The organism is Rhizobium grahamii CCGE 502 (assembly GCF_000298315.2).
In the GTDB taxonomy this organism is placed as follows: domain Bacteria; phylum Pseudomonadota; class Alphaproteobacteria; order Rhizobiales; family Rhizobiaceae; genus Rhizobium; species Rhizobium grahamii.
On sequence record NZ_AEYE02000011.1, the window covers coordinates 54251 to 79803 of the forward strand.

Consider the following 25553-nt stretch of genomic DNA (forward strand, 5'->3'; position numbering starts at 1 on the left):
CTGCCGGGGTCAAGATCCGGAGAGAATAGTTCTTAGCCGCAGGTTTCAAGCGACTGTTTTCAAAGCTACTTACGATTCATACCACAGAAGCGCAAGTTTGGCTAAAGCGGCTGAGAAGGCATCGCTTTGCCGTTTATGTGCTCTATAGGTATGAAGAGCGCAAGGCAGCGTCAATGGGCGAGCTGCTGCATATCGATAACGGTGACGAATGACGATCGACAGGCATGCATTGGGTTACGGCAACGGTGACAGGGCGGCGTATGCGGCTGATCCCTGGACGACACGCGGCAGGCTCTACCCCGAAGACCTAAGCCCAACCCGTTCGGATTTTCAGCGCGACCGCGACCGCATCGTTCATACGACGGCATTTCGTCGGCTGAAGCACAAGACCCAGGTCTTCATCGCTCAGGACGGTGACCACTACCGTACACGGCTGACGCACACGATTGAGGTCGCGCAGGTGGCCCGCGCTCTTGCCAGGGCCCTGAAGCTGGATGAGGACCTCGCCGAGGGAGTGGCACTCGTGCATGATTTCGGCCACACGCCGTTCGGCCATACCGGCGAGGACGCGCTGCATGAGGCGCTGTTGCCCTACGGTGGCTTCGATCACAACGCCCAGTCGCTGCGTATCGTCACCAAGCTGGAGCGCCGCTATGCCGATTTCGATGGCATCAACCTCACCTGGGAAAGCCTGGAAGGTCTCGTCAAGCACAATGGCCCGCTTCTGACAAAGGACGGCGCCGGCACGCGTGGGCCGGTTCCGCAGCCGATCCTGGATTACTGCGAGATCCACGACCTGGAACTGGACACCTATGCGAGCCTCGAAGCGCAGGTGGCCGCAATCGCCGACGATATCGCCTACAACACGCACGACATCGACGACGGGCTTCGCTCCGGCTATCTGACCTTCGAGATGCTGGAGGAGATCCCGTTTTTGGCCGCCCTGATGGCCGAGGTGCGGGAACGCTATCCGAACCTCGAGCCTAGCCGCTTTACCCACGAGATCATGCGTCGCCAGATCACGCGCATGGTCGAGGATGTCATTTCCGTTGCCCAACAGGGCCTTGCGGAGATCAAGCCGAAGAGCGCAACGGATATTCGCCAGGCAGGTCGCGTCATTGCAACCTTCTCCGAAGAAATGTCCGAGACCGATCGGCAGATCAAGGCGATGCTTTTCAAGCGCATCTACCGACATCCCGAGATCATGCGTATTCGCGCCGGCGCAGCGCAGATCGTCACCGATCTCTTCGGAGCCTATATGGCCAACCCGAAGGAGATGCAGAGCCACTATTGGGTGGATCATATCGCCGGGCTTGCCGAAGCAGCGAGGGCGCGCCATGTCGGCGACTATCTGGCGGGGATGACCGACACTTACGCGATCAGTGCCCACAGGCGATTGTTTGACCACACTCCGGATTTGCGATAGGCAGCGGTCGCCCGGCTGGGACCGGACAAATGCCTTGTGGCAAAGCCTATGCATGGAAGAGTGCGATGAACCTTTTTACCGATTTCGACGCCCGGATTAAAACCGCCCTTGAACAGATCGATCTGGTCAAGGAGAAGCGATCCGAGGTGGATTTCGGCCGCATCGCGATCGAACCTCCGCGCGACCCAAGTCACGGTGACGTTGCGACCAACGCTGCCATGGTACTGGCAAAGCCGCTTGGAACCAATCCGCGCGCCCTGGCCGAGATCATCACGGAGAAGTTGAAGGAAGACGCCGATGTCGCTGATGTCTCGGTCGCGGGCCCAGGCTTCATCAACATCAGGCTTTCCGTTGGCTACTGGCAGCGCCTGCTCGCCTCGATGATTGAGGCCGGTACCGACTACGGCCGCTCGGCGATTGGCGCCGGCAAACGCGTCAACGTCGAATACGTCTCGGCCAATCCGACCGGGCCCATGCATGTCGGCCACTGCCGCGGCGCCGTTGTCGGCGACGCACTGGCCAACTTGCTTTCCTTCGCAGGCTTCGACGTCGTCAAGGAATACTACATCAATGATGCCGGCTCGCAGATCGACGTCTTGGCGCGCTCTGTATTCCTGCGTTACCGCGAAGCGCTCGGCGAGAAGATTGGAGAGATTCCTCCTGGACTTTATCCGGGTGACTATCTCATCCCGGTCGGTCAGTCCCTAGCTCGTGACTACGGCGTGAAACTGCACAACATGCCGGAAGACCAGTGGATGCCGCTCGTCAAGGATCGCACCATCGATGCGATGATGGCGATGATCCGCGAGGATCTCGATGCATTGAACGTGCATCACGACGCGTTCTTCTCGGAGCGCACACTGCATGCGAACGGTGCGGCTGCGATCCGCACGGCGATCAACGACCTGACCTTCAAGGGACATGTCTATAAGGGTACGCTGCCGCCGCCGAAGGGCCAGTTGCCCGAGGATTGGGAAGACCGCGAGCAGACACTGTTCCGCTCCACTGAAGTCGGCGACGATATGGATCGGCCTCTGATCAAGTCGGACGGTTCCTACACCTATTTTGCAGCCGACGTTGCCTACTTCAAGAACAAATTCGACCGTGGTTTCAACGAGATGATCTATGTTCTCGGCGCCGACCATGGCGGCTACGTCAAGCGCCTGGAAGCGGTTGCTCGCGGCGTTTCCGAAGGTAAGGCGAAGCTGACGGTTCTTCTTTGCCAGCTTGTAAAGCTGTTCCGCAATGGTGAGCCGGTGAAGATGTCGAAGCGCTCGGGCGACTTCGTGACGCTGCGCGAAGTTGTCGAGGAAGTCGGCCGCGATTCGGTGCGCTTCATGATGCTTTATCGCAAGAGTTCGGAGCCGTTGGACTTCGATTTCGCGAAGGTAACGGAGCAGTCGAAGGACAATCCGGTGTTCTACGTGCAGTATGCGCATGCGCGCTGCATGTCTGTTTTTCGGCAGGCAAAGGAGGCGTTTCCTGACCTCGACGTCAGCCCCGCCGACCTTGCGAAAGCGGTTGCAGGAATCTCGGATCCCGCTGAATTGCAGCTGGTTGCGAAGGCTGCCGAGTTTCCACGCTTGGTCGAGTCTGCGGCCCAGTCTCAGGAGCCTCACCGCGTCGTATTTTACCTCTACGATCTGGCAAGTTCTTTCCATGCGCACTGGAATAAAGGTAAGGATCAAGTAGACTTACGATTTATTAACGATAAGAACCGAGAATCGAGTATAGCCAGATTAGGGCTGGTGTACGCCGTTGCGTCGGTTTTGAAGTCGGGACTTGCCATTGCGGGTACCGCTGCGCCGGATGAGATGCGGTAGCGTCACCATTTACCCACAATGCTCTGGCATAAACCTTAGCAAGTGCGAGTGGGATGAGTATGGCAGACAAACAGCGGGCGTATGACACGCGTAAGAATACGGACCTCTTTGCTGACGATGATCCTTTGGCGGAACTTGCCCGCATCGTTGGTTTCGAACCACGGGTAGCGGCGAATACTGTCGAGGATGCGCCCCGACAGGAGCCAGCTTTCAATCTCGAAGATGAGTTGCTGCGCGAGTTTGATCGCTACGAGGAGCCTCAATCTGCTGCTTCGTTTGATCGTTTGCCTGAGCCCGTATTTGAGCGACCGGCTGCCCATGAAGCCCCAGTTGGCGAAGCTGAAGTCGCGCCGGCTGCCGAGGCTGAGCCCGACTTTGTCGTCGAGCCTGAAGTTGCCATTGAGCCGGTGGTTTCTCAACAGCAGGAAGTGGCGTCCAACCTTACGCCTGCCGCTTGGGTGTCGAACGCCGTCCGTGACGGTGAGCCGGTATCTGGTGGTGCCCGTGATCTGATCGAAGAACTCGAGATGTCGATCGGTACTGCGCCCGTCCCACCGACGGCGCCTGCCAAGGCTCCCCAGTGGTCTGCCGCCAGCATCCGGCTTCCGATCGCCAATTTCCATCCGGCGCGCCGCAACGAGTTCTCAGTTCCGGCGGTTGCTGCGCCGGTGGTCCAGCGGGACGTTTCCGTGCCTGAGTCGACTGCCGCTGCTTCCGAACACGCCGCCGCCTTTGAGGCGCCCGTTGCCGCAGGCTTCCCCGCTGAAATCGATCGGCATGAAGAGCCTGATGTTCTTCACGAAGAACTTGAGGTGTTTCAAGATTCGCCGGTGGTCGATCCTCTCATCGACCACAGCGCGTTCGATCTGGCCGCTGCCGCGAAGGATGGTGACGTTCAGGCCGATGCGGCGCTGACGGAAGCCCTGCCAGCGGAGATCGACGATATCAGTTTCGATATCGACGATCTCCTTGCCGATGTTTCGCACTACCCCGTTCCGGAGCGTCAGACCGCGCCTGCAGCCGATGCTGCGGAGCTATCGCGCGCTGCAGAACCGGTTCGCGTCGCCGCGCCTATCGCTGCCCCGATGACGAAGCCGGTCGAGCAGCCGGTGGCCGTTCCCTCTGCCAAAGCCGAACCGGAGGGAGATGATCCTTTCGCTGGCCACGACTTCGAACTCGATCTTGAAGGCATCGAGCTTGAGTTGGCGGACTTTGACTTTGCCGAGCCTGCAAAGGCGCAACCGCAGCCACAGGCGATTGAACCGGTGAGAGTGCAGACGCCAGAGCTAGCCACAGTGCAGACGCCGTATGTGGAGGCAGCTACACCGGTCGCGCCAATGCCCGTCTTCCAAGCGGCGCAGCCCGCTCCGGCCGTCGCTGCTCCGATTCGTCAGGCACCGGTGGAGATGGCGCCCGCGACCAACACGACCGCTACGCCCGCGTTCTCAGCAGATGCCGGAGACGACCTTCCATTCGATCCGTCGATGATTTCGGATGCCGAATATCATCCGGAAGCGGTCGAAGAAATGCATGTGCCGGTGTTGCCGCCGGTTGAGCAGCCGGAACCTGTCGTAACGACCTCCGACTTCGATTTCGACGTCGACGCCGAAATCGCTAACTTGCTTGCGCCTGCAAAGCCAGCGGAAACGCCCGCGAAGCCAGTCGTAGAGGAGTGGCGGACTCGAGCGCCGATCTCCGTTCAGCCAAGCGCGGCATCAGCCGCGCCTGTCGCCAAACAAGCTCCGTTGCAAAACTTGGACGAGTTCGAACGTGCTCTGGAAGAGGATTTCCGTCGCAGCGTCAACGAGCCGGTACAGCGCCGCGAAAATGTTTCTCAGGTTCAGATCCAGTCGGCAAGCGAAGCCGAGGACATGAGCCGGGCACGCTCCATGAAGCGGATGTTGGCTGCCGCTGCAGCGATTGTCGTCTTCGGCGGCGTTGCCTATGCAGGCTACACCTTCCTGGCCGGCAACGGCCGGCTCGGTATCGCCTCCGGCGAACCGCGCGTAATTACCGCTGACAAGGACCCCGTGAAGGTTGTTCCCGAAAATCCGGGTGGCAAGACCGTGCCGAACCAGGACAAGGCTGTTTACGACAGCGTTGGCGGCGCGGCTGCAGAAGAGCCGAAGCAGAAGGCCTTGGTATCAAGCAACGAGCAGCCGGTAGACGTTGTCCAGCGCACGTTGACGCCAGAAACGCTGCCGGAGGACAATGACAGCGACGTCGCGACACCGCCCATGGCGACACCGGTTGGTGACACTCAGGATCCGCGCCTGCTGCCGAGCCAGGATACGGCCGTTGCCGACGAGGCTGACAGCGCGAACCAGGCGCCGTCTGTTTCCGCCCGTAAGGTCCGCACGATGATCGTCCGTCCGGACGGTACTCTGGTGGCCCGCGACGAGCCGGCAGCCCAAGCTGCACCGACGCTGCCCAAGGCAACGCCGGTTCAGACGCAGAAGATCACGGCTGGCGCCAAGCCTGCCGGTGGCACAGCTGCGAATTTCCCGGCATCCGCACAGGTCGCTTCCGCTGATATACGCTCCACCCCGGTTGAAGAAACCAAGCCGACGCCGGCTCAGGCTCCTCCGGAAAGTGCTTTGGCCAAGGCCGCCGCGGCCACTCCCGCGAACGTTGAGCCGCCGGTCCGGGCGGTGAAGAGTGCTCCAGTCGACGCCGCTACCGCTCCCGCAGCGCGTCCGGTCGCGACCGAACAACCGAAGGCTGCGACCGTGGAGGCGCCTACTGCGCCGGCAGCACCTAAGCCGAAGGAAGTTGCCGCTGTTTCGCCTGCTGCGACGCAAGCCCAGCCGACTGCGGCGGCTGGCGGTTACGGGGTTCAGATCGCATCGCTTCCTTCCGAAGAAGAGGCGAAGAAATCCTACGCGAGCCTTTCGAAGAAGTTTGCGGGCGTGCTCAGCGGCCGCAGCTACGAGATCCGCAAGGCGGAGATCGCAGGCAAGGGAACTTTCTACCGCGTTCGTATTCCGGCCGGCTCGAAGGATGAAGCCGCGGCGATTTGCGAAAAGTACCGTGCTGCAGGCGGCAGCTGCCTCATCTCGAAGTAAGCTTTTCGCATGCATTCAATCGAAGCGGCGGGCCGTTGGTCCGCCGTATTTTTGTGAATGCCGGTTGACGCCGCTCGTATTTCCGCATGGCGCCTCTATGATTCGGATATGACCGAATCAAAAGCGATGATCCTCGGCTGTAGCGGCCACTCACTCACTCCCGAAGAAAAGGCGTTCTTCAGCGCCGAGCGTCCTTGGGGCTTCATTCTCTTTGGGCGCAATATATCGGAGCCGCAGCAGATCAGCGACCTCGTCGCGGAGATGCGGGAAGCGGTCGGATGGCATGCTCCGGTTCTGATTGACCAGGAAGGCGGGCGCGTTCAGCGTATCCGTCCGCCGATCTTCCAGCATTACCCCTCGGGGCAGCAGCTTGGCGATCTCTACCGCCAGGACAGGGAGAAGGGCGTCCGCGCCGCGTGGCTGATGTCGCGGTTGCACGCCTTCGATCTTTCGGGCCTCGGGATCAATGTTGATTGCCTGCCGGTTCTGGACGTTCCGGTGGAAGGCAGCAGCAACGTCATCGGAAACCGCGCATATGGCGGTGATCCGGCAACCGTCACGGCCATGGGGTGGGCCGCTGCAGAGGGTCTGAAGGCGGGCGGCCTTATGCCTGTGATGAAGCACATGCCGGGCCATGGTCGCGGCTTCGCTGATTCCCATCACGAGCTGCCGGTCGTCACGGCTTCGCGCGCCGAACTCGAGGCGCACGACTTCCCGCCGTTCGTTGCCATGAAGGACGAATTGATGGCTATGACGTGCCATGTTGTTTTTGCGGCCATCGATTCTGAGCGTCCGGCGACTACCTCCCGTGAGGTTATCGACGGCATCATCCGCGACCATATTGGCTTCAAAGGACTGTTGCTTTCCGATGATACGTCGATGAACGCGCTTGCAGGTACGATCGGAGAGCGTGCCGCCAACATCATATCAGGCGGATGTGATATCGTGCTGCATTGCAATGGCCACATGGACGAGATGCAACAGGTTGTCGAAAACGTGCCCGTCTTGCAGCACCAGTCGCTCTTGCGCGCAAAAGCGGTGCTGAACGGTTTCCCGACGGCGGATAACGCCGAGGAGGCAGCGGTCCGCGCCGAATTCGACGAGATGTTTGCGACTGTCTGATCGCGGAAGGAGCTGGGCTGGGTGAACACGATAAAGGGCACAGAACGGCTACAGGCGGTGGCAACGCCGATGGACAAGCTGTGGCAGGAGAACGACGCGGAGCGCGCGACCTCCGATCCCGCGCTACTGATCGACGTTGCCGGTTTCGAAGGGCCGCTCGACCTTTTGCTCTACCTTGCCCGCAATCAGAAGGTCGATCTCTCCCGCATCTCCGTGCTGGCGCTGGCGGAGCAATATCTGCAATTCATCGAAAGCGCACGGCGTATCCGGATCGAGCTTGCGGCCGACTATCTCGTCATGGCGGCGTGGCTCGCCTATCTGAAATCGCGCCTGCTGATCCCGCAACAGGCCAAGGATGACGGCCCCTCAGGGGAGGAAATGGCGGCAACGCTTGCCTTCCGTCTGAAGCGTCTCGAGGCGATGCGCGAGGCTGCAAGCGGTCTCGTCAACCGCAACCGTCTGGGCCGCGATATCTTTGCTCGCGGTGCGCCCGAGCATATTCCGGACAGGCAGCAGTCAGCATACACCGCCAGTCTCTACGATCTCTTGACGGCTTATGCGTCTCTCAGGCAGCGTCAGGCGGTGACACAGGTGACGATTGCACGAAGGAGTGTTTGGTCGCTGACGGATGCCCGCGAGCTTCTGACCCGCATCATCGGCGAGATTGGCGATTGGACGGCACTGGAAGCCTATCTCCTGCGCTATATGGCGTCGCCGGAAGACAGAGTGACAGCAATTGCCAGTGCGTTCGCGGCTTCCCTCGAGCTCGTTCGCGAAGGTAAGCTTGAAATCCGGCAGGACGGGGCCTTCCAGCCGCTCTATATGCGGCGTGGCCCTAAGCACGGGACGCTGCAGGTGGTCGAACAGGAGCGACCGGCGTGACCGATCTGGAAGACGAACATATCGACAATACGATGGCGGACGATTCAGAGGACGATCTCCGTGCGGAGGCAGAGGCGGAGCGCATTGCCGAAGCACTGGTCTTCGCATCCGCGCAGCCCGTCTCCGAAGGCTTCATCGCGGACCGCTTGCCGCGTGCGCTGAATGTCCGCGCGATCATGCTGCGCCTGAAGGAGCAGTATGCCCATCGCGGTGTGAACCTTGTCCAAGTGGATGACGCTTGGGCCTTTCGCACGGCCGCAGATCTCTCCTTCGTCATCAGGCGCGACGAGAACGAGGCAAAGAAGCTGTCACGAGCGGCATTGGAAGTGCTGGCGATCATTGCGTATCACCAGCCGGTGACGCGCGCCGAGATCGAAGATATCAGAGGGGTGCAGACCTCCCGTGGCACGCTTGATGTGTTGATGGAGGCCGGCTGGGTTCGCTTTCGCGGTCGCAGGCGCACGCCCGGTCGCCCCGTCACCTTAGGTACGACGCGCGATTTCCTTGACCATTTCGGCCTGGAGGAGCTGCGCGATCTGCCTGGCCTTGAAGAATTGAAGGGCGCGGGACTGCTCTCCGGTCGCATACCGGCCAATTTCAATGTACCATCGCCTACTATGAACGACGAGTTGACCGAGGACGAAGATCCAATAACGCAACTCGATCTTGAAGAACTCGGTCTGCTTGCGCCTGGTGGCGCCTCCGAAGACTAGGCGGATTGACCTTTGTTCCGTTACGCATTTCGAAAACAATGCCGATCACGGTTTTTCGAATGTGTAATCTCTTGTCACAGACGGCGATACCGTGACATTAAGCGACAATCTACCGGGAACTTTGATGTTGGAATTGGTGTGGGAAACTCTTACATCAAGAAACATCGCAACAGGGAGTTAGCGTAATGGGTTCTTTTAGCATGTGGCACTGGCTGATCGTTTTGGCCATCGTGCTGTTGTTGTTCGGTCGCGGCAAGATTCCGGAACTGATGGGCGATGTTGCCAAGGGCATCAAGAGCTTCAAGAAGGGCATGAACGACGAAGACAGCACGCCCGAGACCACGGCTGGCAAGACCGTCGATCACAAGGCCGACGAAACCAAGTAATCACCTCCGGGCAAACGTAGCCCCCACGTTTCCCGTCCAGGAGCCTTGAATGTTCGATATTGGCTGGACCGAGCTGCTTGTCATCGCGGTCGTACTGATCGTGGTGGTTGGTCCGAAGGACTTGCCGCCGATGCTGCGTGCGTTCGGCAAGATGACCCAGCGTGCGCGCAAGGTCGCAGGCGAGTTTCGCGCGCAGTTCGATGAGGCGCTCCGTGAAGCCGATCTGGACGATGTGCGCCAGACGCTCGCTGATGCGCAGAAGTTGAACCCCGTCAACAGTTTGCGAGATGCGATGAACCCGCTTCGGCAAATGGGCAACGACATCAAGGCGGACCTGCAGAAGGCGACGACTGTCGACAACAAGAGCGAGGTTCCGGCTGCTGCCGTTTCCGTGCCGGAGCCGTCGATGAGCCTGCCGGAAACGCCGCCGGTCGTAACACCGGTGCCGGCGACAGGTTCGGAGCCGGTCGCGGCGGTAGTCCCGGAAAAGCCGAAGGCAGTTCGCAAGCCACGCGCAAAGGCAGAGCCAGCGACGACCGAGAGGCCTAAGCGCGCTTCGACGAAGACGACCACCGTCAGCAAGCCAGCGGCAGTCGCCGCTACAGCCGCTCCGAAGAAGACGGCAGCAAAGAAGAAGAAGGATGATGCATGAGCGGTGAGATCGAAGATAAGCCGCAGCCATTGATCGAACATCTGATGGAACTGCGTACACGGCTGATCTGGTCGATCGGTGCGTTTTTCGTCGCGTTCATCGCCTGCTTCATATTCGCCAAGCATCTCTTCAATGTCCTGGTCTACCCCTACAAATGGGCGGTGACCTGGGCGAAGCTCGATGTGTCCAAGGCGCAGCTCATTTACACCGCGCCGCAGGAATTCTTCTTCACGCAGGTGAAGGTCGCCATGTTCGGCGGTCTGGTGATCGCGTTTCCGATCATCGCCGCGCAGATCTACAAGTTCGTGGCGCCCGGACTCTACAAGAACGAGCGCGCGGCTTTCCTTCCGTTTTTGATCGCGTCGCCGATCCTATTCCTGATGGGTGCTTCGCTCGTCTACTTCTTCTTCACGCCGATGGTCATGTGGTTCTTCCTGACTATGCAGCAGGCGCCGGGTGAGGGCGATGTCGCGATCTCTTTGCTTCCTAAGGTCTCTGAATATCTCAGCCTGATCATGACGCTGGTGTTCTCGTTTGGCCTGGTTTTCCAGCTCCCCGTGATCACCACGCTGCTCGCCCGCGTCGGCCTGTTGACGTCTCAATGGCTTGCCGAGAAACGCAAGTTTGCGATCGTGCTTGCCTTTATCGTTGCAGCGGTGCTGACGCCGCCCGATCCGATGTCCCAGATCGGCCTTGCGCTGCCGACCATCCTTCTCTACGAGATTTCCATCTACGCGGCGCGACTCGTGGAGCGCCAGCGTGCCCGCGAGGCGGTCGAAGAGGCTGAAGGAACCACGGACGTTGCCAAGACGGACAACGTCTGACGACTCCCTCAATGAGCGCTTCCAAGCATCCGGTCGAGGCCCAGCCGGGCTTTGGCCGGCTTATCTTTTTTGCAACGACCTGGAACGACGATGCTTGATATCAAATGGATCCGTGAGAATCCCGAAGCGCTCGATGCGGCACTTGCCAAGCGTGGTGCCGAGCCTTTGTCTGAAAGCCTGATCGCGGTCGATGAAAAGCGCCGCTCGTCCATTCAGAAGGTCCAGGACATGCTGTCCCGCCGCAATGCCGCCTCCAAGGAGATCGGCGCTGCGATGGCGCAGAAGAACAGCGAGCTAGCCGAAAAGCTGAAGTCCGAAGTGGCTGACCTGAAGGTACTGCTTCCGAGCGCCGAAGAGGACGAGCGGCAGGCGACAGACGAACTGAACGACGCACTGTCACGCATTCCGAACGTCCCGCACGACGACGTGCCGGTCGGCAAGGACGAGCACGATAATGTCGTTGCCCGCGTCGTCGGCGAAAAGCCGCGCTGGAATCATACCCCGAAGGAACACTTCGAGATCGGCGAAGCGCTTGGCTACATGGACTTTGAGCGGGCTGCCAAGCTATCGGGGTCGCGCTTTACCGTGCTGACCGGCCCGCTCGCTCGGCTGGAACGCGCACTCGGTCAATTCATGATCGACCTGCATACAAGCGAGCACGGCTACACGGAGGTCAGCTCGCCGCTGATGGTCCGTGACGATGCCATGTTCGGTACCGGTCAGCTGCCGAAGTTTGCAGACGATCTCTTCAAGACGACGGATGGCCGCTGGTTGATCCCGACCGCCGAGGTGACGCTCACCAATCTTGTCTCTGGCGAGATCCTCGATCAGGAGAAGCTGCCGCTTCGGTTCACCGCGTTGACCCCGTCCTTCCGTTCGGAAGCAGGCTCGGCCGGCCGCGATACGCGCGGCATGCTGCGCCAGCATCAGTTCTGGAAGTGCGAACTCGTCTCGATTACCGATGCTGAAAGCTCGCTTGCTGAACACGAACGGATGACGGCCTGCGCCGAAGAGGTGTTGAAGCGCCTCGGCCTGCATTTCCGGACGATGACGCTCTGCACCGGCGATATGGGCTTTGGTGCCCGCAAGACCTACGACCTCGAGGTCTGGCTGCCCGGACAGAACACCTATCGCGAAATCTCGTCCTGCTCGGTCTGTGGTGATTTCCAGGCGCGGCGTATGAATGCGCGTTATCGCGGCAAGGAAGACAAGGCGACGAAGTTCGTTCACACGCTGAACGGTTCCGGAACTGCCGTCGGCCGCTGCTTGATTGCGGTTCTGGAGAACTATCTGAACGAGGATGGTTCCGTGACGATTCCAGATGCGCTGCTGCCATACATGGGTGGCTTGAAGAAGATCGAAAAGGCGGCCTGAGCCGATGCGCATTCTGCTCACCAACGACGACGGCATTCACGCAGAAGGCCTCGCGGCGCTGGAGCGGATTGCGCGGACACTCTCCGATGACGTCTGGATTGTCGCGCCGGAGACGGACCAAAGCGGCCTCGCGCATTCGCTGAGCCTTTCCGAGCCGTTGCGGCTTCGCAAGATTTCCGACAGGCATTTCGCTCTGCGCGGAACGCCTACCGATTGCGTCATCATGGGCATCAAGCAGGTCATGGACATTAAGCCGGATCTGGTGCTTTCAGGCGTCAATTCTGGTTCGAACGTCGCCGACGATGTCACCTATTCGGGCACCGTCGCCGGCGCCATTGAAGGCACGCTGCAGGGTGTTCGCTCTGTTGCATTGAGCCAGGCCTACCTGCACCAAGACGGCGCAAGGACAGTCCCCTGGGAGGTCTGTGAGGCGCACGCCCCGGCGCTTCTCGATAAACTGATGGCGCTCGAATTGCCTGTCGGGACGTTCCTGAACCTGAACTTTCCGAATTGCAGGCCCGAGGAAGTCGAGGGTGTCGAAGTGACGGCACAAGGCAAGCTCGCCTTCAATTTACAGGTCGATGAACGGGCAGATGGACGGGGCTTTCCATACTACTGGCTCAGGTTCGGCGAGCGTGCCGGTGCCTTCACCGCAGGTACGGATATTCACGCTCTGAAGCATCGCAAGATTTCGGTAACTCCTTTGAAACTGGATCTGACTGATTATTCCGTACAGGACCGCGTGGCGCGGGCGCTTTCGGGTACGGAGTAAATCGTTTTGACTGCACGGTTGGTGGAGAAGGAAGGCTTTGCGGCGCTCGTGTTGAGGCTGCGAGCCGAGGGTGTATCCGATCTGGATCTGCTGACGGCCGTTGAGCAGACGCCACGGTCATTGTTCGTGCCGCCCCAGTTTGCCGAGGAAGCCTATTCCAGCCGCACGATACCGATCGAATGCGGCTCCTTCATTGAGGGCGTGGATTTCGCGGTCAGGGTTTTGCATCACTTGAAGATCAAGCCGGGGCAACGTGTCCTCGAGGTCGGCACGGGCAGCGGCTTCATGTCCGCCGTCATGGCGCGCATGGCCGAACGCGTGCTGACGATCGACCGCTACAAGACGCTGACGACAAACGCGCAGCGCCGTCTCGATTCGCTTGGGCTCAGGAATGTCATTATTCGCCAGGCCGATGGCAGCGCCGGCCTGCAAGGTGAGGGGACGTTCGACCGGATTCTGGTCACCGCTGCGTTCAGCTCGATGCCGCGGTTCTACACCGACCAGCTTGTTTCAGGCGGTTCGATGATCGCCCCTTTGATGATTTCCGAGAATGAGTGTCGCCTGGTGCGGCTTACGAAAACGGGCAGCCGCTTCGAGCGCGAGGAACTGTTCGACACGCCTTATCTCCCGATCGTGCCGCGGCTTGCTTCGCAACTTTGAGGCGATCCGCCTGTAGGTGTTGCTATGGTTAGCAATCTCTCAAAAAAATCTCGCGAATTTCGGCACCTTAACCGCGTGGTAATACTAACGCGCTTTAATAAACCCACAAATGGTTGCGTTCATCAGTGGGTCGAGTCATGCGTTTCAGTCTTTCGCCAAGAGTAGGCAAGTCTGCCGGTAATGTCCTGATAGCGGCTTTGCTGGCGAGTACAGTAGCGGGTTGCAGTTCCGATGTGACACGTTTCGGTGGTCTTTTCTCGTCGTCCGGTCAGGATCAGATAACGACCAATTCCATTCCGCGCAGAAACATGAATGGCCTACAAGCCGATCCAGTTCCACAGGCGGATCTGGCCCAGGGTGGCTATGCTGCGAACAACCAAGCGATGAACCAGCCTTATCCGGCCCAGCCAGCTTACGGCGCCTCCAGCGCCCGGATGGCCTCTGCACCTGTCTCTGTTCAGCGTTCCGAGCTTGCCGCGCCCTCCGCAGTAGCGCCGGCCGCGCCGTCCAGGGAAAAGCAGGTCGCACTCGCTCAACCGTTCCCCGCTGCCGCGGCTCCGAAGAAGTCGGCGCCAATTCTCGTTCCGCCAAAGGCGGCAACCGACTCGATCGTTACCGGCACGACACCCAAGGTTTCCGGCTGGTCAGCAAACAACGCGCCGTCCGTGACCCTTCGCCCGGGTGAAAGCATTACGACGCTCGCCAATCGCTATGGTGTGCCGGAAAAGGAAATCCTCAGGGTCAACGGCTTCAAGACTGCCGCTGCCGCCAAGCCCGGTCAGATCATCCTGATCCCGACCCTCAACGGTGGCAATGCCGCCAAGGCATCTGCCCAGACGGCAGATCTCTCCAAGGGTGGCCACCTGCCGCAGCCTGGTAAACAGCAAGAACAGAACGTTGCGGTCGTTCCGGGCGCGAACTCCGCCCGCGACAAGTCGGTCGCAAATGCGGATCCGTCCGGCAAGCTTTCGGCCGGTGCAGGCAAAGGGCCGAAGGGTGCCGGCGGCACTTACGTCGTCAAGCCGGGCGACTCGCTTGCCAAGATCGCCAAGGCGACTGGCACCAGCATCGACGATCTGAAGGCTGCCAATAATCTGTCGGCCGGTTCGATCCGCATCGGTCAGGAGCTCAACCTGCCGGGCGCTTCGCGGGATGGCATGAAGACGGCCTCCATTCCGGTGAAGGCAGAGCCGAAGCCGGTCGCACAGCCTGCCTCCGCAACGTCGACTGCTTCTGCGCAGCCGGCAACCTACAAGGCTCCTGTTGCCACCGAGACGGTGGATGAGGCGGCCAAGAAGGAAGTGGCCTCCGCAGCACCTGAGGCAACCGGCATCGGCAAATATCGCTGGCCGGTCCGTGGAGCCGTCATTGCGGCCTACGGCGCCAACGTCAACGGCAGCCGCAACGATGGTATCGACATTTCGGTGCCGCAGGGTACGCCGATCAAGGCCGCCGAAAACGGCGTGGTGATCTATGCAGGCAACGGCCTGAAGGAACTCGGCAACACGGTTCTCGTCCGCCACGACGACGGGACGGTCACTGTCTACGGCAATGCCGATACCCTGAGCGTCACCCGCGGCCAGAAGATCCAGCGCGGCCAGACGGTTGCCGTCTCCGGGATGAGCGGCAGCGTCAAGCAGCCGCAGGTCCACTTCGAAGTCCGCAAGGATGCGACTCCCGTCAACCCGATTACTTTCCTCGAATAGGTATTGCGTCCGAGGATGCTCAAAAGCCCGGCCTCAAAGCCGGGCTTTTGTCATTGGGCGCGGTCGAGCGCGATACGCATCCGGCCGGCGAGATCCTGAATGTACTGCCAGGCGACGCGGCCGGAACGCGCGCCACGGGTCGTCGCCCATTCCAGCGCCTCCGCATGCATTTTCTCGCGATCGACCGGCAGCTTGAAATGGTCAGCGTAGCCGTCAATCATCGTCAGATAGTCGTCCTGGCTGCATTTGTGGAAACCAAGCCAAAGGCCGAACCGGTCGGAAAGCGAAACCTTCTCTTCGACCGCTTCCGAAGGGTTGATCGCGGTCGACTGCTCGTTCTCCATCATGTGACGCGGGAGCAGGTGGCGGCGGTTCGAGGTCGCATAGAAGAGGACGTTGTCCGGTCGACCTTCCACGCCGCCGTCAAGGGCTGCCTTGAGCGATTTGTATGCCGTATCATCGTGATCGAACGAGAGATCGTCGCAGAAGACGATGACACGATGCGGCGTGTCCTTAAGAAGATCGAGCAGTGTGGGGAGGCTAGCAATGTCTTCGCGATGCACTTCCACCAGCTTCAGCGATACTCCACTCTCGCGCCGCACGTCCTCGTGAACAGCCTTGACGAGCGAGGACTTTCCCATGCCGCGCGCACCCCAAAGGAGAACATTGTTTGCCGCATAGCCTTCGGCAAAGCGCACCGTATTCTCGTGCAGGATGTCCCGCACGCGGTCGACGCCGCGGATCAGCTTCAGGGCCACGCGATTCGGGCGAGCAACGGGCTGGAGATGCTGGCGGGCAGGGGACCAGACAAAGCAGTCGGCCGCGTTCCAGTCGTTGATCGCCGGCGCCGGACCAGCCAACCGGTCGATGGCGTCCGTCAGCCGGCGCAGCTCTGCCAGAATGGCGTTGTTGACGTCTTCGGCCATGGGCCTTCCTCCTGAATTCTGGTTGCGACCAGCGTGCTGTGTCTTTTGCCTGCGGCGTAGCATGGCCTTTTGCGAGCGGAAAGGTTATGAGGCAGCGGAATCGGTACGGTTTCCGGCTGTTTCTGTTGCATTCGCAAAGACCATAATTATAGTCCGGCCACCCGAGAAAAGGCGGAGTTCCGCCACCGGAAAGTTTTGAGGAGTTTAGCATGTTCATCACCCCGGCATTTGCCCAGGCTGCCACCGACACCGCGGCGTCGCCGTTCGGCTCTGGCCTTGAAATGATCATCCTTTTCGTGCCGCTGATGGTCGTCTGGTACTTCCTGCTGATCCGTCCGCAGCGCGCGCAGGCCAAGAAGCGCGAAGAAACGCTGAAGGCGATCCGTCGCGGCGATCAGGTTGTCACCGCTGGCGGTCTCGTCGGCAAGGTCACCAAGGTTGTTGACGACAAGGAGCTCGAAGTGGAAATTGCAGACGGCGTTCGCGTTCGCGTCGTCCGCACCGGCATCACGGAAGTTCGCGTAAAGGGCGAGCCGGTCAAGGCGGACGCTGCATAATATTGCAAATCTAGCTGTGGAACCGGATTGGGCCGGGTCGGAAATAGTCGAGAGAAAATGCATCGTTTTTCCCGCCTGAAGGCCGTTCTGATCCTGGTTCTGGTAGTGGTGGCCGCGGTAATCGCGGCCCCAAATCTGTTATCGAATGCCCAACGCTCTATGCTCCCTGCATGGCTGGCCGGCAGCCGGGTTGTACTCGGCCCTGATGTCCAGGGCGGTTCCCATTTGCTTCTCCAGATTGAACGCGCCGATATCGTGAAGGACCGGCTGGAACGCACGGTCGCAGATGTTCGCGGCAAGTTGCGTGAAGCCAACATTCGCTACACGGGTCTGACTGGCACTGATCAGGACATCACCGTCAAGATAACTGACCCCAGCCAAGTGGATGCTGCCGTCAAAGCCTTGAGTGCGCTGACTGCAGCCACGAAGAACGGATGGTTCGGAGGCTCTGTCCAGAATGTATCCCTGCAGACGGGCAACGACGGACAACTTTCGTTGCGAATTTCAAACAACAACATCGACGAGGGCACCGTAGCCGCTCAGGCGCAGTCCCTGGCGGTCGTAGAGCGGCGCATCGCCGGCCTTGGGATAACGGATTTTTCCGTTCGTGCCGATGGTGATGACCGTATCGACGTCAAGGCCCTCGGGTCCATCGACGTGGAACGGCTGAAGAATATTCTGAATGAGCCTGCACAGCTTTCGGTTCGGATGATCGATGAAAGCATGTCCGGGCAGCAGGCTCTTGCCGGTCGCTGGCCGGCGACAGCGGAGGTGCTCTACTCGCTCGACGATCCGCCCGTTCCTTACCTCGTCGATCGAACGGATTTCGTCACCGGCAAGAATCTGGTGGATGTCCAGGCCGTCGCCGATGCGCAACCGGATACGGTCGCGATCACCTACAAGCTGGATGCTGAGGGGACCGAGCAGCTCGCGCAGAAGACGCGCCAGAACATTGGCCGGCACCTTGCCATACTCTTCGATGATCAGGTCATGGCGGCGCCGCTGATCAATGCACCAATCCTGGATGGCACCGGACGAGTGCCTGTCAGTTTCAGCGAGGATGGAGCTCACGATCTTGCGCTGATGTTGCGAAGTGGCGCCCTGCCGGCGACATTGACGACCGTGGAAGAGCGCACGGTCAGCCCCGCCCTCGGCGCGGAATCGAAGCGCGCTGGTCTGGTGGCTGGCTTCGTCGCCGCGATCCTTGTTACCGGTTTGATGTTTGCCTTCTATCGCAAGCTGGGCATCATCGCCGGTATTTCGCTGGTCCTGAACCTCCTCCTGATTCTCGCCGTGTTAAGCGTGATCGGTGCAACGCTGACGCTGCCAGGCCTCGCAGGCATTGTCTTGATCATAGGCATGGCCGTCGATGCCAACGTGCTCGTCTATGAGCGCATCCGGGAAGAGGCGAAAGCAGGCCATTCCTTCGCGGACGCGATCGATAACGGGTTTTCGCGTGCATTCCTGACGATCCTTGACGCCAATGTCACGATCGTCATTGCGGCAGTCATTCTCTACTACCTCGGCAGCGATACCGTTCGCGGTTTTGCGGTGACGCTCGCGGCGGGGATTCTGACGACTGTCTTTACCACATTCACGTTGACGCGCTGGATCGTCGTCACCTGGCTTCACCGCAAGCATCCGAGGCACCTGCCCAGGGATGTGCAGACGGGTATCTTCGATCATGCCAACATCCGCTTCATGGGCATACGGCGCTACACCTTCACCGTTTCAGCAGCGCTTTCGATCTTGGCCATGATCGGTTTTGCAACGCTTGGCGCAAATCTTGGCGTCGATTTTGCTGGCGGGTCGCTGGTGGAGGTTAAGGCGAAGCGAGGAAATGCCGATCCGGATGATATTCGCGCCCGTCTCGGTGACCTGAACATTGGGGACATCGAGGCACGCCGCCTATCCGACGCATCGACAGCGCTGGTTCGTATTCAGTCGCAGGGCGGTGGCGAGAATGCCGAACAGTCGGCGATGACGTTGCTGCGCGATGAGTTGGCGGACGACTACGAAATCCGTCGCGTCGAGGTCGTCGGCCCTGCCGTGTCCGGAGAGCTGACCAGGGCCGCGACATTCGGCCTCCTTGGTTCGCTTGCGGTCATTTTGTTTTACATCTGGCTCCGCTTCGAATGGCAGTTCGCGGTCGGTGCGATCATCGCGACGCTCCACGATATCATCCTGACGCTTGGCCTCTTCGTGTTGACCGGCATGGAATTCAATCTGACAAGCGTTGCGGCCATCCTGACGATCGTTGGCTATTCGCTCAACGATACGGTCGTGGTCTACGACCGAATGCGCGAGAACCTGAAACGCTATCGCAAGATGCCCATGCCGATCCTGATTGACGCTTCCATCAATCAGACCCTGTCGCGCACGGTTCTGACGGCGGCGACCACATTGCTCGCGCTGCTAGCGCTCTGCCTTTTCGGCGGTGAGGTGATCCGCCCCTTCGCGTTTGTAATGCTGTTCGGCGTTGCCATCGGCACCTTTTCCTCCATTTACATAGCCGCGCCCGTGCTGATCGCGTTCAAGCTCCGCCCGGACGCGATCGATAGCGACCAACATGAGAAAGTGGCCGAGCCGGGGACAAATCCCGGCAATTCGGCAGTGTGAGAATATGGCAAGAGGCATAGAAATCCGCGAGGCGCATTTTCCAGGACGTGCGCCCATCGATACTTACGGCAATGGCGGCTTCCGTTTCGCCGATATGTCCCACCGCGGGTCCATCCTGTGCCTGCCATCCGGCATTTATGGCTGGGACATGAATGTGTCGAAGCCACTGTCGATCGAGAATTTTCAAAAGGTGATCGACGAGGCTGCCGAGATCGAGGTCCTGCTGATCGGCACCGGAGATGATATGCGCCCGATTCCGGCCGATCTGAAGGCGGCCTTGAAGGCCGCGGGTATTTCATCGGATCCCATGAATACCGGTGCTGCAGTTCGGACCTTCAACATCATGCTGATGGAATCCCGCGCGGTTGCCGCGGCATTGATAGCGGTCTGACAATGGCCGATCAGTCTTTGACGAACCAGGATATTTGCCTGGCGACGCTCCGCGACAATGACCGCGACCGCTACCTTGCCTGCCTGCTGTCGCCGCAGGAGAAGCGCGGCGATCTGGCAGCGCTCTACGCCTTCAATGCCGAGCTTGCGCGTATTCGCGATCTGGTTCACGAGCCGCTTCCCGGTGAAGTGCGCATGCAGTACTGGCGAGACCTATTGGAAGGCAACGCCCACGGCTCCACCCAGGCAAATCCGATTGCCTCAGCCCTATTGACTGCCGTGGACGCCCACCGCCTGCCGAAACAGACGCTCGTGAACATGGTCGATGCGCGTGTCTTCGATCTCTACGACGATCCGATGGAGACGCGCGTTTCGCTCGAGGGATATGCCGGCGAAACGGCATCCGCTCTCGTTCAACTGGCTAGTCTGGTACTTGCGCCCACCGAGGCGGCGGCTTCCGCAGAAGCCGCTGGCCACGCAGGCGTTGCCCAAGCAATCGCCGGTCTTCTGCTTCTGATGCCGTTGCATCGCCACCGCGGGCAACTCTACATTCCGCTTGAAATCCTGTCAGCGACCGGGCTTGACCGCGAAACATTTCTCGCCGGTGAAGATAGGGCCCGGATCTCCGCAGCGATCGAAGCCTTTGCGGGGCTTGGCCGCGACCATCTCGCGAAGGCGAGAAGCGTCGCAATAGCTCCAAACGTGTTTCCGGCCTTCCTGCCAGCTGCTCTGGCGGAGCCGGTTCTCGTCAGCGCTCAGAAGGCCGGCGCAGGACTGTTCGAAAGTCAGCTTCAACGGTCGCAGTTGCGGCGCCAGACACGCATGCTGCTTGCGATGATGCGCAAGAAAATCTGATCCTGTTTAAACTCGCGCAAGGCTCGTGCGTTATAACGACGCCGTTGCCGTTTTTGATCGGAGAGGGATGTGAGCATAATCGTCTGGGGCGTTATTTTCGCGATCGTCATCTTCATCGCCTTCATCTCGACGCGGATGGCTGCGCAGAACAAGGAAGACGGTCTCCACGATACCGGGCTAGCCATCATCGAGTTCAACCGCGCTTTCCCGAATGAAGCAATCCGCCAACTGCAGGCGACTGCCAACGGGCAGGCAGTGTTCGTGCGCCTGCATGACAACAAGGCCGGCTACATGCGCAACATGCAGAGACACTATTCGTGCCACGTCATCGAACCGGGCAGGGTGCGGGTTCTGAGCTCGGAAACGGGCAGAGGTCTCAGCATCGAGTTCCTTGACGCGCCGCATCAGAGCGGCACGTTCGAATTCGCGTCCGCCAGGGAAGCGTCGGAGGTCTCTCTCTGGCTCCTTGGCAACTATGTGGCAGAGCCGGACAAGGCCCTGCCGCCCCACAATTCCACAATCGCAAACCGCCATTAAGGAAGCTTGGGACTGCTATTTCCGTGGCCGATGCGGCACCTCGCGTGAGGCGTTGCTACGGCCGTTTTGCCGTTGCCTACGGCCTGAAATAGGCGCAAGATTTAGGCCCATCCGGTAAAGTTTGAGTTTGTATTCAAAAGCGCTATGGGAGGTGCGTGATGCTTGCAATCAATGATACCGCTCCGGATTTCGAAGCCCAGACAACCGAAGGCAAGATCAGTTTTCACGAATGGATGGGTAATTCCTGGGCGGTGCTGTTTTCGCATCCGAAGGACTTTACGCCCGTATGCACGACCGAGCTCGGCTATATGGCCCGGATCAAACCTGAATTCGACCGGCGCGGCGTGAAGATCATCGGCCTTTCCGTCGATCCGCTTGAGCGCCATACCAGTTGGATGAAGGATATCGAGGAAACGCAGGGTTATCGTCCCAACTATCCGATGATCGCCGACGTCGATTACACGGTGTCGAAGCGCTACAACATGCTGCCTGCGCTGGTATCCGGTGATCCAACAGAGCGCACGCCGGCCGATAACCAGACCGTACGCAATATTTTCGTCATCGGCCCTGACAAGAAGATCAAGCTCGTTATGGTCTATCCCATGACAACCGGTCGCAATTTTGATGAGGTGCTGCGGGTCATCGATTCCTTGCAACTCACTGCAAAGCACAAGGTCGCCACGCCGGTGAACTGGAAGAACGGGGAGGACGTGATCATTGCCGGTTCTGTTTCCGACGAGGACGCGAAGAAGCAGTATCCGCAGGGTTGGCGGGCACCAAAACCCTATATCAGGATCGTGCCGCAGCCGCACGGATAGTCGCTCGCAAACCATGTCGCCACGAAGGAGGTGGGGATGATCTTCCGGCAGCTGTTCGATCCGGTATCGAGCACCTATTCCTATTTGCTGGCAAGTCGGAAGGGGGGCGAGGCACTGATCATCGATCCAGTGCTGGAAAGGGTCGAGCGCTACCTCCAGCTCATCCACGAGCTTGATCTAAAGCTGGTCAAGGCCGTGGATACCCATCTCCATGCCGACCACATCACCGGTCTTGGCGCGCTGCGCGACAAGACCCATTGCATCACCGTGATGGGAGAGCAGACGAAGGCTGATGTCGTGTCGATGCGTCTCTCCGATAACGATACGCTGACGATCGAAGGGCTCTCTCTCGACGTGATCTATACGCCGGGCCATACGGACGATTCCTACAGTTTCGTTCTGCCTGACCGCGTATTCACTGGCGACACGCTGCTGATCCGCGGTACCGGCAGGACTGATTTCCAGAATGGCGATCCCAAAGCGCAGTACGAGTCTATCTTCGGGCGGCTTCTGAAGCTTCCGGAATCGACCTTGGTTTTCCCGGCGCACGACTACAAGGGCGATACAGTTTCCACCATCGGCGAGGAGAGGGCTTTCAACCCTCGCCTGCAGGTGAAGTCAGCCGATGAATATGCTGAGCTGATGAACAATCTGAAGTTGGCGAACCCGAAGATGATGGATGTCGCTGTCCCAGCCAACATCAGGGTCGGAATGAACCAGGACAACGTCATGCGTCACGGCTGGGCGCTGACCGCACAACAAGCGCTGGGCGTCGTCGGTCTCGGCGACGTCGCGCTGATTGATCTGCGCGAGAATGCCGAGCGACAGCGAAACGGCACGATTCCCGGGTCGCTGCATGTCCCGTATCCCTCGCTCGAGGAGAGCATAGGCGCCGGTGGTACGCTGCATGAGCTGGCAACTTCAACCCGCAAAAGGTTGCTCTTCTACTGTGCGTTTGGTGAACGATCGGCAATGGCCGTGCAGGCCGCGCATGATGCCGGCCTTCCACTGGCCTTCCATATTCAAGGCGGCATCGACGCCTGGAAGAAGGCGGACGGACCGATGGCGCATTGAGGGCTGCGTGAAGAGGGATACGATGGAACAGCGGCGGTCAATTCTGACATGTCCCATCTGGGGCCACCGGGCGGTGGAGACGATGCCGGTTGACGCTTGCGTCTGTCGTTACGAGTGTCGAAGCTGCGGAACAACGCTCACACCGAAGAAAGGCGATTGCTGCGTCTTTTGCTCGTATGGATCGGTTCCGTGTCCACCGGTTCAGGTCAGCAGGACCGCTCGGTTATCACGCTGGCTGGAAGATGGCCGCGTAGTGGTATGGTGGGAGATCGACGATCTCCCGCATGCGAAAGTCTGCGGCCTCGACGACCGCACGGACAGACTCCGGTGACATGCGCATCTCGGTTCGCGGTCCGCGCGGGTTGCCGAGGACAACTGTTTCCTCCCGCGGCATCGAATGCCAGTTGACGATGCAGAATAACCCGTTTGGGCGCAGAACTGCCCTAACGGAATGTGCAAGGCCAGTTTGGTCAGGAACGCCGTGGAACGTATTGGCCATCAAGACAAAGTCGACCGGCTCGTCCAGACATTCCGTTAGGGACGCCGCGTCAGCGCAAATCCACTGGCGAACGGACGCGCCCCTTCGTTCAACCTCGGTCTTCGCCAGTGAGATCATGTCTGGATCGAGATCGAGCGCCGCAAGCCGTCCGTCGACCAACTCGGCAAGCGGGGCGGTGAAGTAGCCGTCGCCGCAACAAAGGTCGAGCACGCTCATGCCTGGCTGGACGCCGATCTGTTGAAGCAGTCCCTTGGGATCGGGCCAGAGCGCGGACCACCAATCCCGATCTGGCATCGATGTACCTTGAAACAATGCCGCCATCAGCAGGCTCTCTTCGATACTGCTACGCTGCGCAGCATCCGCGATTTCGCAGACGATCGCCGCGGCCATTTTCGGCAATCATGGCTTCGCAAATGCTGCCCAGTCGCGATCACGCACTCTCCGCGAGTTTGACGTCGAGGCCCAACCAGCTCGCACAATCGCCAAGCGCGCGCCTGGCGATCAGCTGCCGCTTCATGATCGTCTTGTCCTTGCCGCGGAACCGCTTCACGCCTTCGGGTTTGACAATCGAGCCGGGTTCCAGCTCGGGAAACAGGCCGAAATTGATGTTCATCGGCTGAAACGACCGCTTTCCCGGCTCCTCGTCATTGACGATGTGGCCGCCGGTGATATGGCCGAGCAACGAGCCGAGTGCGGTTGTTGCCGGCGGCAGGGATACGGCTTCTCCTTTGCGCTCGGCTGCGGCGAACCGACCGGCCATCAACCCGACGCTTGCACTTTCGACATAGCCTTCGCATCCGGTGATCTGACCGGCAAAGCGCAGGCCGGGGCGCGACTTGAGTGTGAGCGACGGGTCGAGCAGTGTCGGCGAATTGATGTAGGTATTGCGATGGAGGCCGCCAAGCCGGGCAAATTCGGCGTTCTGCAGCCCCGGGATCATCCGAAAGATCTCAGCCTGGGCGCCGTATTTCAGCTTCGTCTGGAAGCCGACCATGTTGTAGAGCGTACCGAGCGCATTGTCCTGCCGCAACTGGACGACCGCATAGGCCTTGACGGTCGGGTTGTGCGCATTGGTCAGGCCCATCGGCTTCATGGGGCCGTGGCGAAGCGTCTCGCGGCCGCGCTCTGCCATCACTTCGATCGGAAGACAGCCGTCGAAGTAGGGCGTTCCTTCCCATTCCTTGAAACCAACGGTGTCACCAGCGATCAGAGCGTCCACGAAAGCCTTGTACTGCTCTTCGGTCATCGGGCAGTTGATATAGTCCTTGCCTGTGCCCCCAGGGCCGACTTTGTCGTAGCGCGACTGGTACCAACAGATATCCATATCGATGCTGTCACGATGAACGATCGGCGCGATCGCATCGAAGAAGGCCAGCGCGTCGGCACCCGTCTCGGACTGGATGGCGCTTGCAAGGGAAGGGGCCGTCAGAGGGCCGGTCGCAACGATTGCAAGATCCCATTCCTTGGGCGGCAAGCCGGTCACTTCTTCACGGACGACGCTGATCAGAGGGTGCTCGTGAATCGCCTTGGTCACAGCATCGGAAAATCCATCGCGGTCGACGGCCAATGCGCCGCCGGCCGGGACCTGGTGCTTGTCGGCGCACGCCATGATCAGCGATCCCGCCATGCGCATCTCGGCATGAATGACGCCGACCGCATTGCTGGTCGCGTCGTCCGAGCGGAAGGAGTTAGAGCAGACGAGCTCGGCCAGACCGTCGGTCTTGTGAGCATCGGTGCTGCGCACGCCGCGCATCTCGTGCAGGATGACAGGCACGCCGGCACTTGCGATCTGCCAGGCCGCCTCTGAGCCGGCGAGCCCGCCGCCGACCACATGGATGGGAGAATGGGAAGAGGTCTTGTTCATGCGCGGCTG

At 60.0% G+C, this 25553-nt stretch carries 24 protein-coding genes; 21 read left to right on the forward strand and 3 right to left on the reverse strand.

The window, feature by feature from the left end:
* The first annotated feature begins 208 nt into the window (after window positions 1-208).
* From RGCCGE502_RS08530 to RGCCGE502_RS08590, 13 genes are all read left to right on the forward strand, one after another.
* The gene (locus RGCCGE502_RS08530) at window positions 209-1426 is read left to right on the forward strand and encodes a deoxyguanosinetriphosphate triphosphohydrolase (RefSeq protein WP_016553751.1); all 1218 of its coding nucleotides are present in this window, start codon (window positions 209-211) and stop codon (window positions 1424-1426) included.
* A 65-nt stretch (window positions 1427-1491) separates the two neighbouring features.
* On the forward strand, window positions 1492-3249 hold the full coding sequence (gene argS / locus RGCCGE502_RS08535; protein WP_016553752.1) for an arginine--tRNA ligase: 1758 nt from the start codon (window positions 1492-1494) through the stop codon (window positions 3247-3249).
* Between the two features lie 59 nt (window positions 3250-3308).
* Window positions 3309-6314 carry an SPOR domain-containing protein gene (locus RGCCGE502_RS08540; protein WP_016553753.1) on the forward strand — a complete coding sequence of 1002 codons (3006 nt, stop codon included), beginning with the start codon at window positions 3309-3311 and terminating at the stop codon, window positions 6312-6314.
* Window positions 6315-6371: 57 nt separating this feature from the next.
* Entirely contained in the window at window positions 6372-7436 is a 1065-nt protein-coding gene (nagZ, locus tag RGCCGE502_RS08545) for a beta-N-acetylhexosaminidase (protein WP_019279791.1), read from the forward strand.
* A gap of 21 nt (window positions 7437-7457) precedes the next feature.
* Complete coding sequence (locus RGCCGE502_RS08550) at window positions 7458-8318, forward strand: segregation and condensation protein A (protein WP_016553755.1); 861 nt, start codon at window positions 7458-7460, stop codon at window positions 8316-8318.
* A gap of 32 nt (window positions 8319-8350) precedes the next feature.
* Window positions 8351-9031: an SMC-Scp complex subunit ScpB gene (scpB, locus tag RGCCGE502_RS08555; RefSeq protein WP_051158671.1), complete on the forward strand. Its 681-nt coding sequence runs from the start codon at window positions 8351-8353 to the stop codon at window positions 9029-9031.
* Between the two features lie 185 nt (window positions 9032-9216).
* Window positions 9217-9417, forward strand: a complete 201-nt coding sequence (locus tag RGCCGE502_RS08560; RefSeq protein ID WP_016553757.1) for a twin-arginine translocase TatA/TatE family subunit — start codon at window positions 9217-9219, stop codon at window positions 9415-9417.
* A 49-nt stretch (window positions 9418-9466) separates the two neighbouring features.
* Window positions 9467-10069, forward strand: coding sequence for a Sec-independent protein translocase protein TatB (gene tatB / locus RGCCGE502_RS08565; RefSeq protein WP_016553758.1), 603 nt, complete (start codon window positions 9467-9469; stop codon window positions 10067-10069).
* Window positions 10066-10893, forward strand: a complete 828-nt coding sequence (gene tatC, locus RGCCGE502_RS08570; RefSeq protein WP_016553759.1) for a twin-arginine translocase subunit TatC — start codon at window positions 10066-10068, stop codon at window positions 10891-10893. Before tatB ends, tatC begins: the two co-directional genes overlap by 4 nt.
* A gap of 90 nt (window positions 10894-10983) precedes the next feature.
* Complete coding sequence (gene serS, locus RGCCGE502_RS08575; protein ID WP_016553760.1) at window positions 10984-12267, forward strand: serine--tRNA ligase; 1284 nt, start codon at window positions 10984-10986, stop codon at window positions 12265-12267.
* A gap of 4 nt (window positions 12268-12271) precedes the next feature.
* Complete coding sequence (gene surE / locus RGCCGE502_RS08580) at window positions 12272-13039, forward strand: 5'/3'-nucleotidase SurE (RefSeq protein WP_016553761.1); 768 nt, start codon at window positions 12272-12274, stop codon at window positions 13037-13039.
* Window positions 13040-13045: 6 nt separating this feature from the next.
* On the forward strand, window positions 13046-13699 hold the full coding sequence (locus RGCCGE502_RS08585) for a protein-L-isoaspartate(D-aspartate) O-methyltransferase (RefSeq protein WP_016553762.1): 654 nt from the start codon (window positions 13046-13048) through the stop codon (window positions 13697-13699).
* Window positions 13700-13836: 137 nt separating this feature from the next.
* Window positions 13837-15405, forward strand: a complete 1569-nt coding sequence (locus RGCCGE502_RS08590; RefSeq protein WP_040674242.1) for a peptidoglycan DD-metalloendopeptidase family protein — start codon at window positions 13837-13839, stop codon at window positions 15403-15405.
* A 50-nt stretch (window positions 15406-15455) separates the two neighbouring features.
* Here the strand turns inward: RGCCGE502_RS08590 and RGCCGE502_RS08595 are convergent, their stop codons facing one another.
* Window positions 15456-16331 (reverse strand): ATP-binding protein, encoded by an 876-nt coding sequence (locus RGCCGE502_RS08595; protein ID WP_016553764.1) that lies wholly within the window; start codon window positions 16329-16331, stop codon window positions 15456-15458.
* Between the two features lie 209 nt (window positions 16332-16540).
* Between RGCCGE502_RS08595 and yajC the strand changes: the two genes are divergently transcribed.
* From yajC to RGCCGE502_RS39175, 8 genes are all read left to right on the forward strand, one after another.
* The gene (gene yajC / locus RGCCGE502_RS08600) at window positions 16541-16888 is read left to right on the forward strand and encodes a preprotein translocase subunit YajC (protein ID WP_016553765.1); all 348 of its coding nucleotides are present in this window, start codon (window positions 16541-16543) and stop codon (window positions 16886-16888) included.
* A gap of 57 nt (window positions 16889-16945) precedes the next feature.
* Window positions 16946-19507, forward strand: a complete 2562-nt coding sequence (gene secDF, locus RGCCGE502_RS08605; RefSeq protein WP_016553766.1) for a protein translocase subunit SecDF — start codon at window positions 16946-16948, stop codon at window positions 19505-19507.
* A 4-nt stretch (window positions 19508-19511) separates the two neighbouring features.
* Window positions 19512-19898: an Mth938-like domain-containing protein gene (locus RGCCGE502_RS08610; RefSeq protein ID WP_016553767.1), complete on the forward strand. Its 387-nt coding sequence runs from the start codon at window positions 19512-19514 to the stop codon at window positions 19896-19898.
* A 2-nt stretch (window positions 19899-19900) separates the two neighbouring features.
* A complete protein-coding gene (locus tag RGCCGE502_RS08615; RefSeq protein WP_016553768.1) occupies window positions 19901-20752 on the forward strand; it encodes a phytoene/squalene synthase family protein in 852 nt (283 codons plus the stop codon).
* 69 nt (window positions 20753-20821) lie between these two features.
* Window positions 20822-21289, forward strand: a complete 468-nt coding sequence (locus RGCCGE502_RS08620) for a hypothetical protein (protein ID WP_016553769.1) — start codon at window positions 20822-20824, stop codon at window positions 21287-21289.
* A gap of 158 nt (window positions 21290-21447) precedes the next feature.
* Window positions 21448-22107, forward strand: coding sequence for a peroxiredoxin (locus RGCCGE502_RS08625; protein WP_016553770.1), 660 nt, complete (start codon window positions 21448-21450; stop codon window positions 22105-22107).
* Window positions 22108-22143: 36 nt separating this feature from the next.
* The gene (locus RGCCGE502_RS08630; protein ID WP_016553771.1) at window positions 22144-23181 is read left to right on the forward strand and encodes an MBL fold metallo-hydrolase; all 1038 of its coding nucleotides are present in this window, start codon (window positions 22144-22146) and stop codon (window positions 23179-23181) included.
* Window positions 23182-23203: 22 nt separating this feature from the next.
* Complete coding sequence (locus tag RGCCGE502_RS39175) at window positions 23204-23512, forward strand: GDCCVxC domain-containing (seleno)protein (protein ID WP_439332337.1); 309 nt, start codon at window positions 23204-23206, stop codon at window positions 23510-23512.
* Here the strand turns inward: RGCCGE502_RS39175 and RGCCGE502_RS08635 are convergent.
* Both RGCCGE502_RS08635 and trmFO read right to left on the reverse strand, forming a co-directional pair.
* Window positions 23408-24070, reverse strand: coding sequence for a class I SAM-dependent methyltransferase (locus RGCCGE502_RS08635; RefSeq protein WP_016553772.1), 663 nt, complete (start codon window positions 24068-24070; stop codon window positions 23408-23410). The genes RGCCGE502_RS39175 and RGCCGE502_RS08635 overlap by 105 nt on opposite strands.
* A gap of 40 nt (window positions 24071-24110) precedes the next feature.
* The gene (gene trmFO / locus RGCCGE502_RS08640; protein WP_016553773.1) at window positions 24111-25544 is read right to left on the reverse strand and encodes a methylenetetrahydrofolate--tRNA-(uracil(54)-C(5))-methyltransferase (FADH(2)-oxidizing) TrmFO; all 1434 of its coding nucleotides are present in this window, start codon (window positions 25542-25544) and stop codon (window positions 24111-24113) included.
* Between the last annotated feature and the right edge of the window lie 9 nt (window positions 25545-25553).

What these genes read in the sequence shown, in the direction of transcription:
- tatB (WP_016553758.1), top strand. Translation starts at nt 9,467, where the DNA reads ATGTTCGATATTGGCTGGACCGAGCTGCTTGTCATCGCGGTCGTACTG.
- RGCCGE502_RS08530 (WP_016553751.1), top strand. Translation starts at nt 209, where the DNA reads ATGACGATCGACAGGCATGCATTGGGTTACGGCAACGGTGACAGGGCG.
- surE (WP_016553761.1), top strand. Translation starts at nt 12,272, where the DNA reads ATGCGCATTCTGCTCACCAACGACGACGGCATTCACGCAGAAGGCCTC.
- trmFO (WP_016553773.1), bottom strand. Translation starts at nt 25,544, where the DNA reads ATGAACAAGACCTCTTCCCATTCTCCCATCCATGTGGTCGGCGGCGGG.
- nagZ (WP_019279791.1), top strand. Translation starts at nt 6,372, where the DNA reads ATGCCGGTTGACGCCGCTCGTATTTCCGCATGGCGCCTCTATGATTCG.
- RGCCGE502_RS08560 (WP_016553757.1), top strand. Translation starts at nt 9,217, where the DNA reads ATGGGTTCTTTTAGCATGTGGCACTGGCTGATCGTTTTGGCCATCGTG.
- scpB (WP_051158671.1), top strand. Translation starts at nt 8,351, where the DNA reads ATGGCGGACGATTCAGAGGACGATCTCCGTGCGGAGGCAGAGGCGGAG.
- RGCCGE502_RS08590 (WP_040674242.1), top strand. Translation starts at nt 13,837, where the DNA reads ATGCGTTTCAGTCTTTCGCCAAGAGTAGGCAAGTCTGCCGGTAATGTC.
- RGCCGE502_RS08610 (WP_016553767.1), top strand. Translation starts at nt 19,512, where the DNA reads ATGGCAAGAGGCATAGAAATCCGCGAGGCGCATTTTCCAGGACGTGCG.
- tatC (WP_016553759.1), top strand. Translation starts at nt 10,066, where the DNA reads ATGAGCGGTGAGATCGAAGATAAGCCGCAGCCATTGATCGAACATCTG.
- RGCCGE502_RS08595 (WP_016553764.1), bottom strand. Translation starts at nt 16,331, where the DNA reads ATGGCCGAAGACGTCAACAACGCCATTCTGGCAGAGCTGCGCCGGCTG.
- RGCCGE502_RS08540 (WP_016553753.1), top strand. Translation starts at nt 3,309, where the DNA reads ATGGCAGACAAACAGCGGGCGTATGACACGCGTAAGAATACGGACCTC.
- argS (WP_016553752.1), top strand. Translation starts at nt 1,492, where the DNA reads ATGAACCTTTTTACCGATTTCGACGCCCGGATTAAAACCGCCCTTGAA.
- serS (WP_016553760.1), top strand. Translation starts at nt 10,984, where the DNA reads ATGCTTGATATCAAATGGATCCGTGAGAATCCCGAAGCGCTCGATGCG.
- RGCCGE502_RS08630 (WP_016553771.1), top strand. Translation starts at nt 22,144, where the DNA reads ATGATCTTCCGGCAGCTGTTCGATCCGGTATCGAGCACCTATTCCTAT.
- RGCCGE502_RS08615 (WP_016553768.1), top strand. Translation starts at nt 19,901, where the DNA reads ATGGCCGATCAGTCTTTGACGAACCAGGATATTTGCCTGGCGACGCTC.
- secDF (WP_016553766.1), top strand. Translation starts at nt 16,946, where the DNA reads ATGCATCGTTTTTCCCGCCTGAAGGCCGTTCTGATCCTGGTTCTGGTA.
- RGCCGE502_RS08625 (WP_016553770.1), top strand. Translation starts at nt 21,448, where the DNA reads ATGCTTGCAATCAATGATACCGCTCCGGATTTCGAAGCCCAGACAACC.
- RGCCGE502_RS39175 (WP_439332337.1), top strand. Translation starts at nt 23,204, where the DNA reads ATGGAACAGCGGCGGTCAATTCTGACATGTCCCATCTGGGGCCACCGG.
- yajC (WP_016553765.1), top strand. Translation starts at nt 16,541, where the DNA reads ATGTTCATCACCCCGGCATTTGCCCAGGCTGCCACCGACACCGCGGCG.
- RGCCGE502_RS08635 (WP_016553772.1), bottom strand. Translation starts at nt 24,070, where the DNA reads ATGGCCGCGGCGATCGTCTGCGAAATCGCGGATGCTGCGCAGCGTAGC.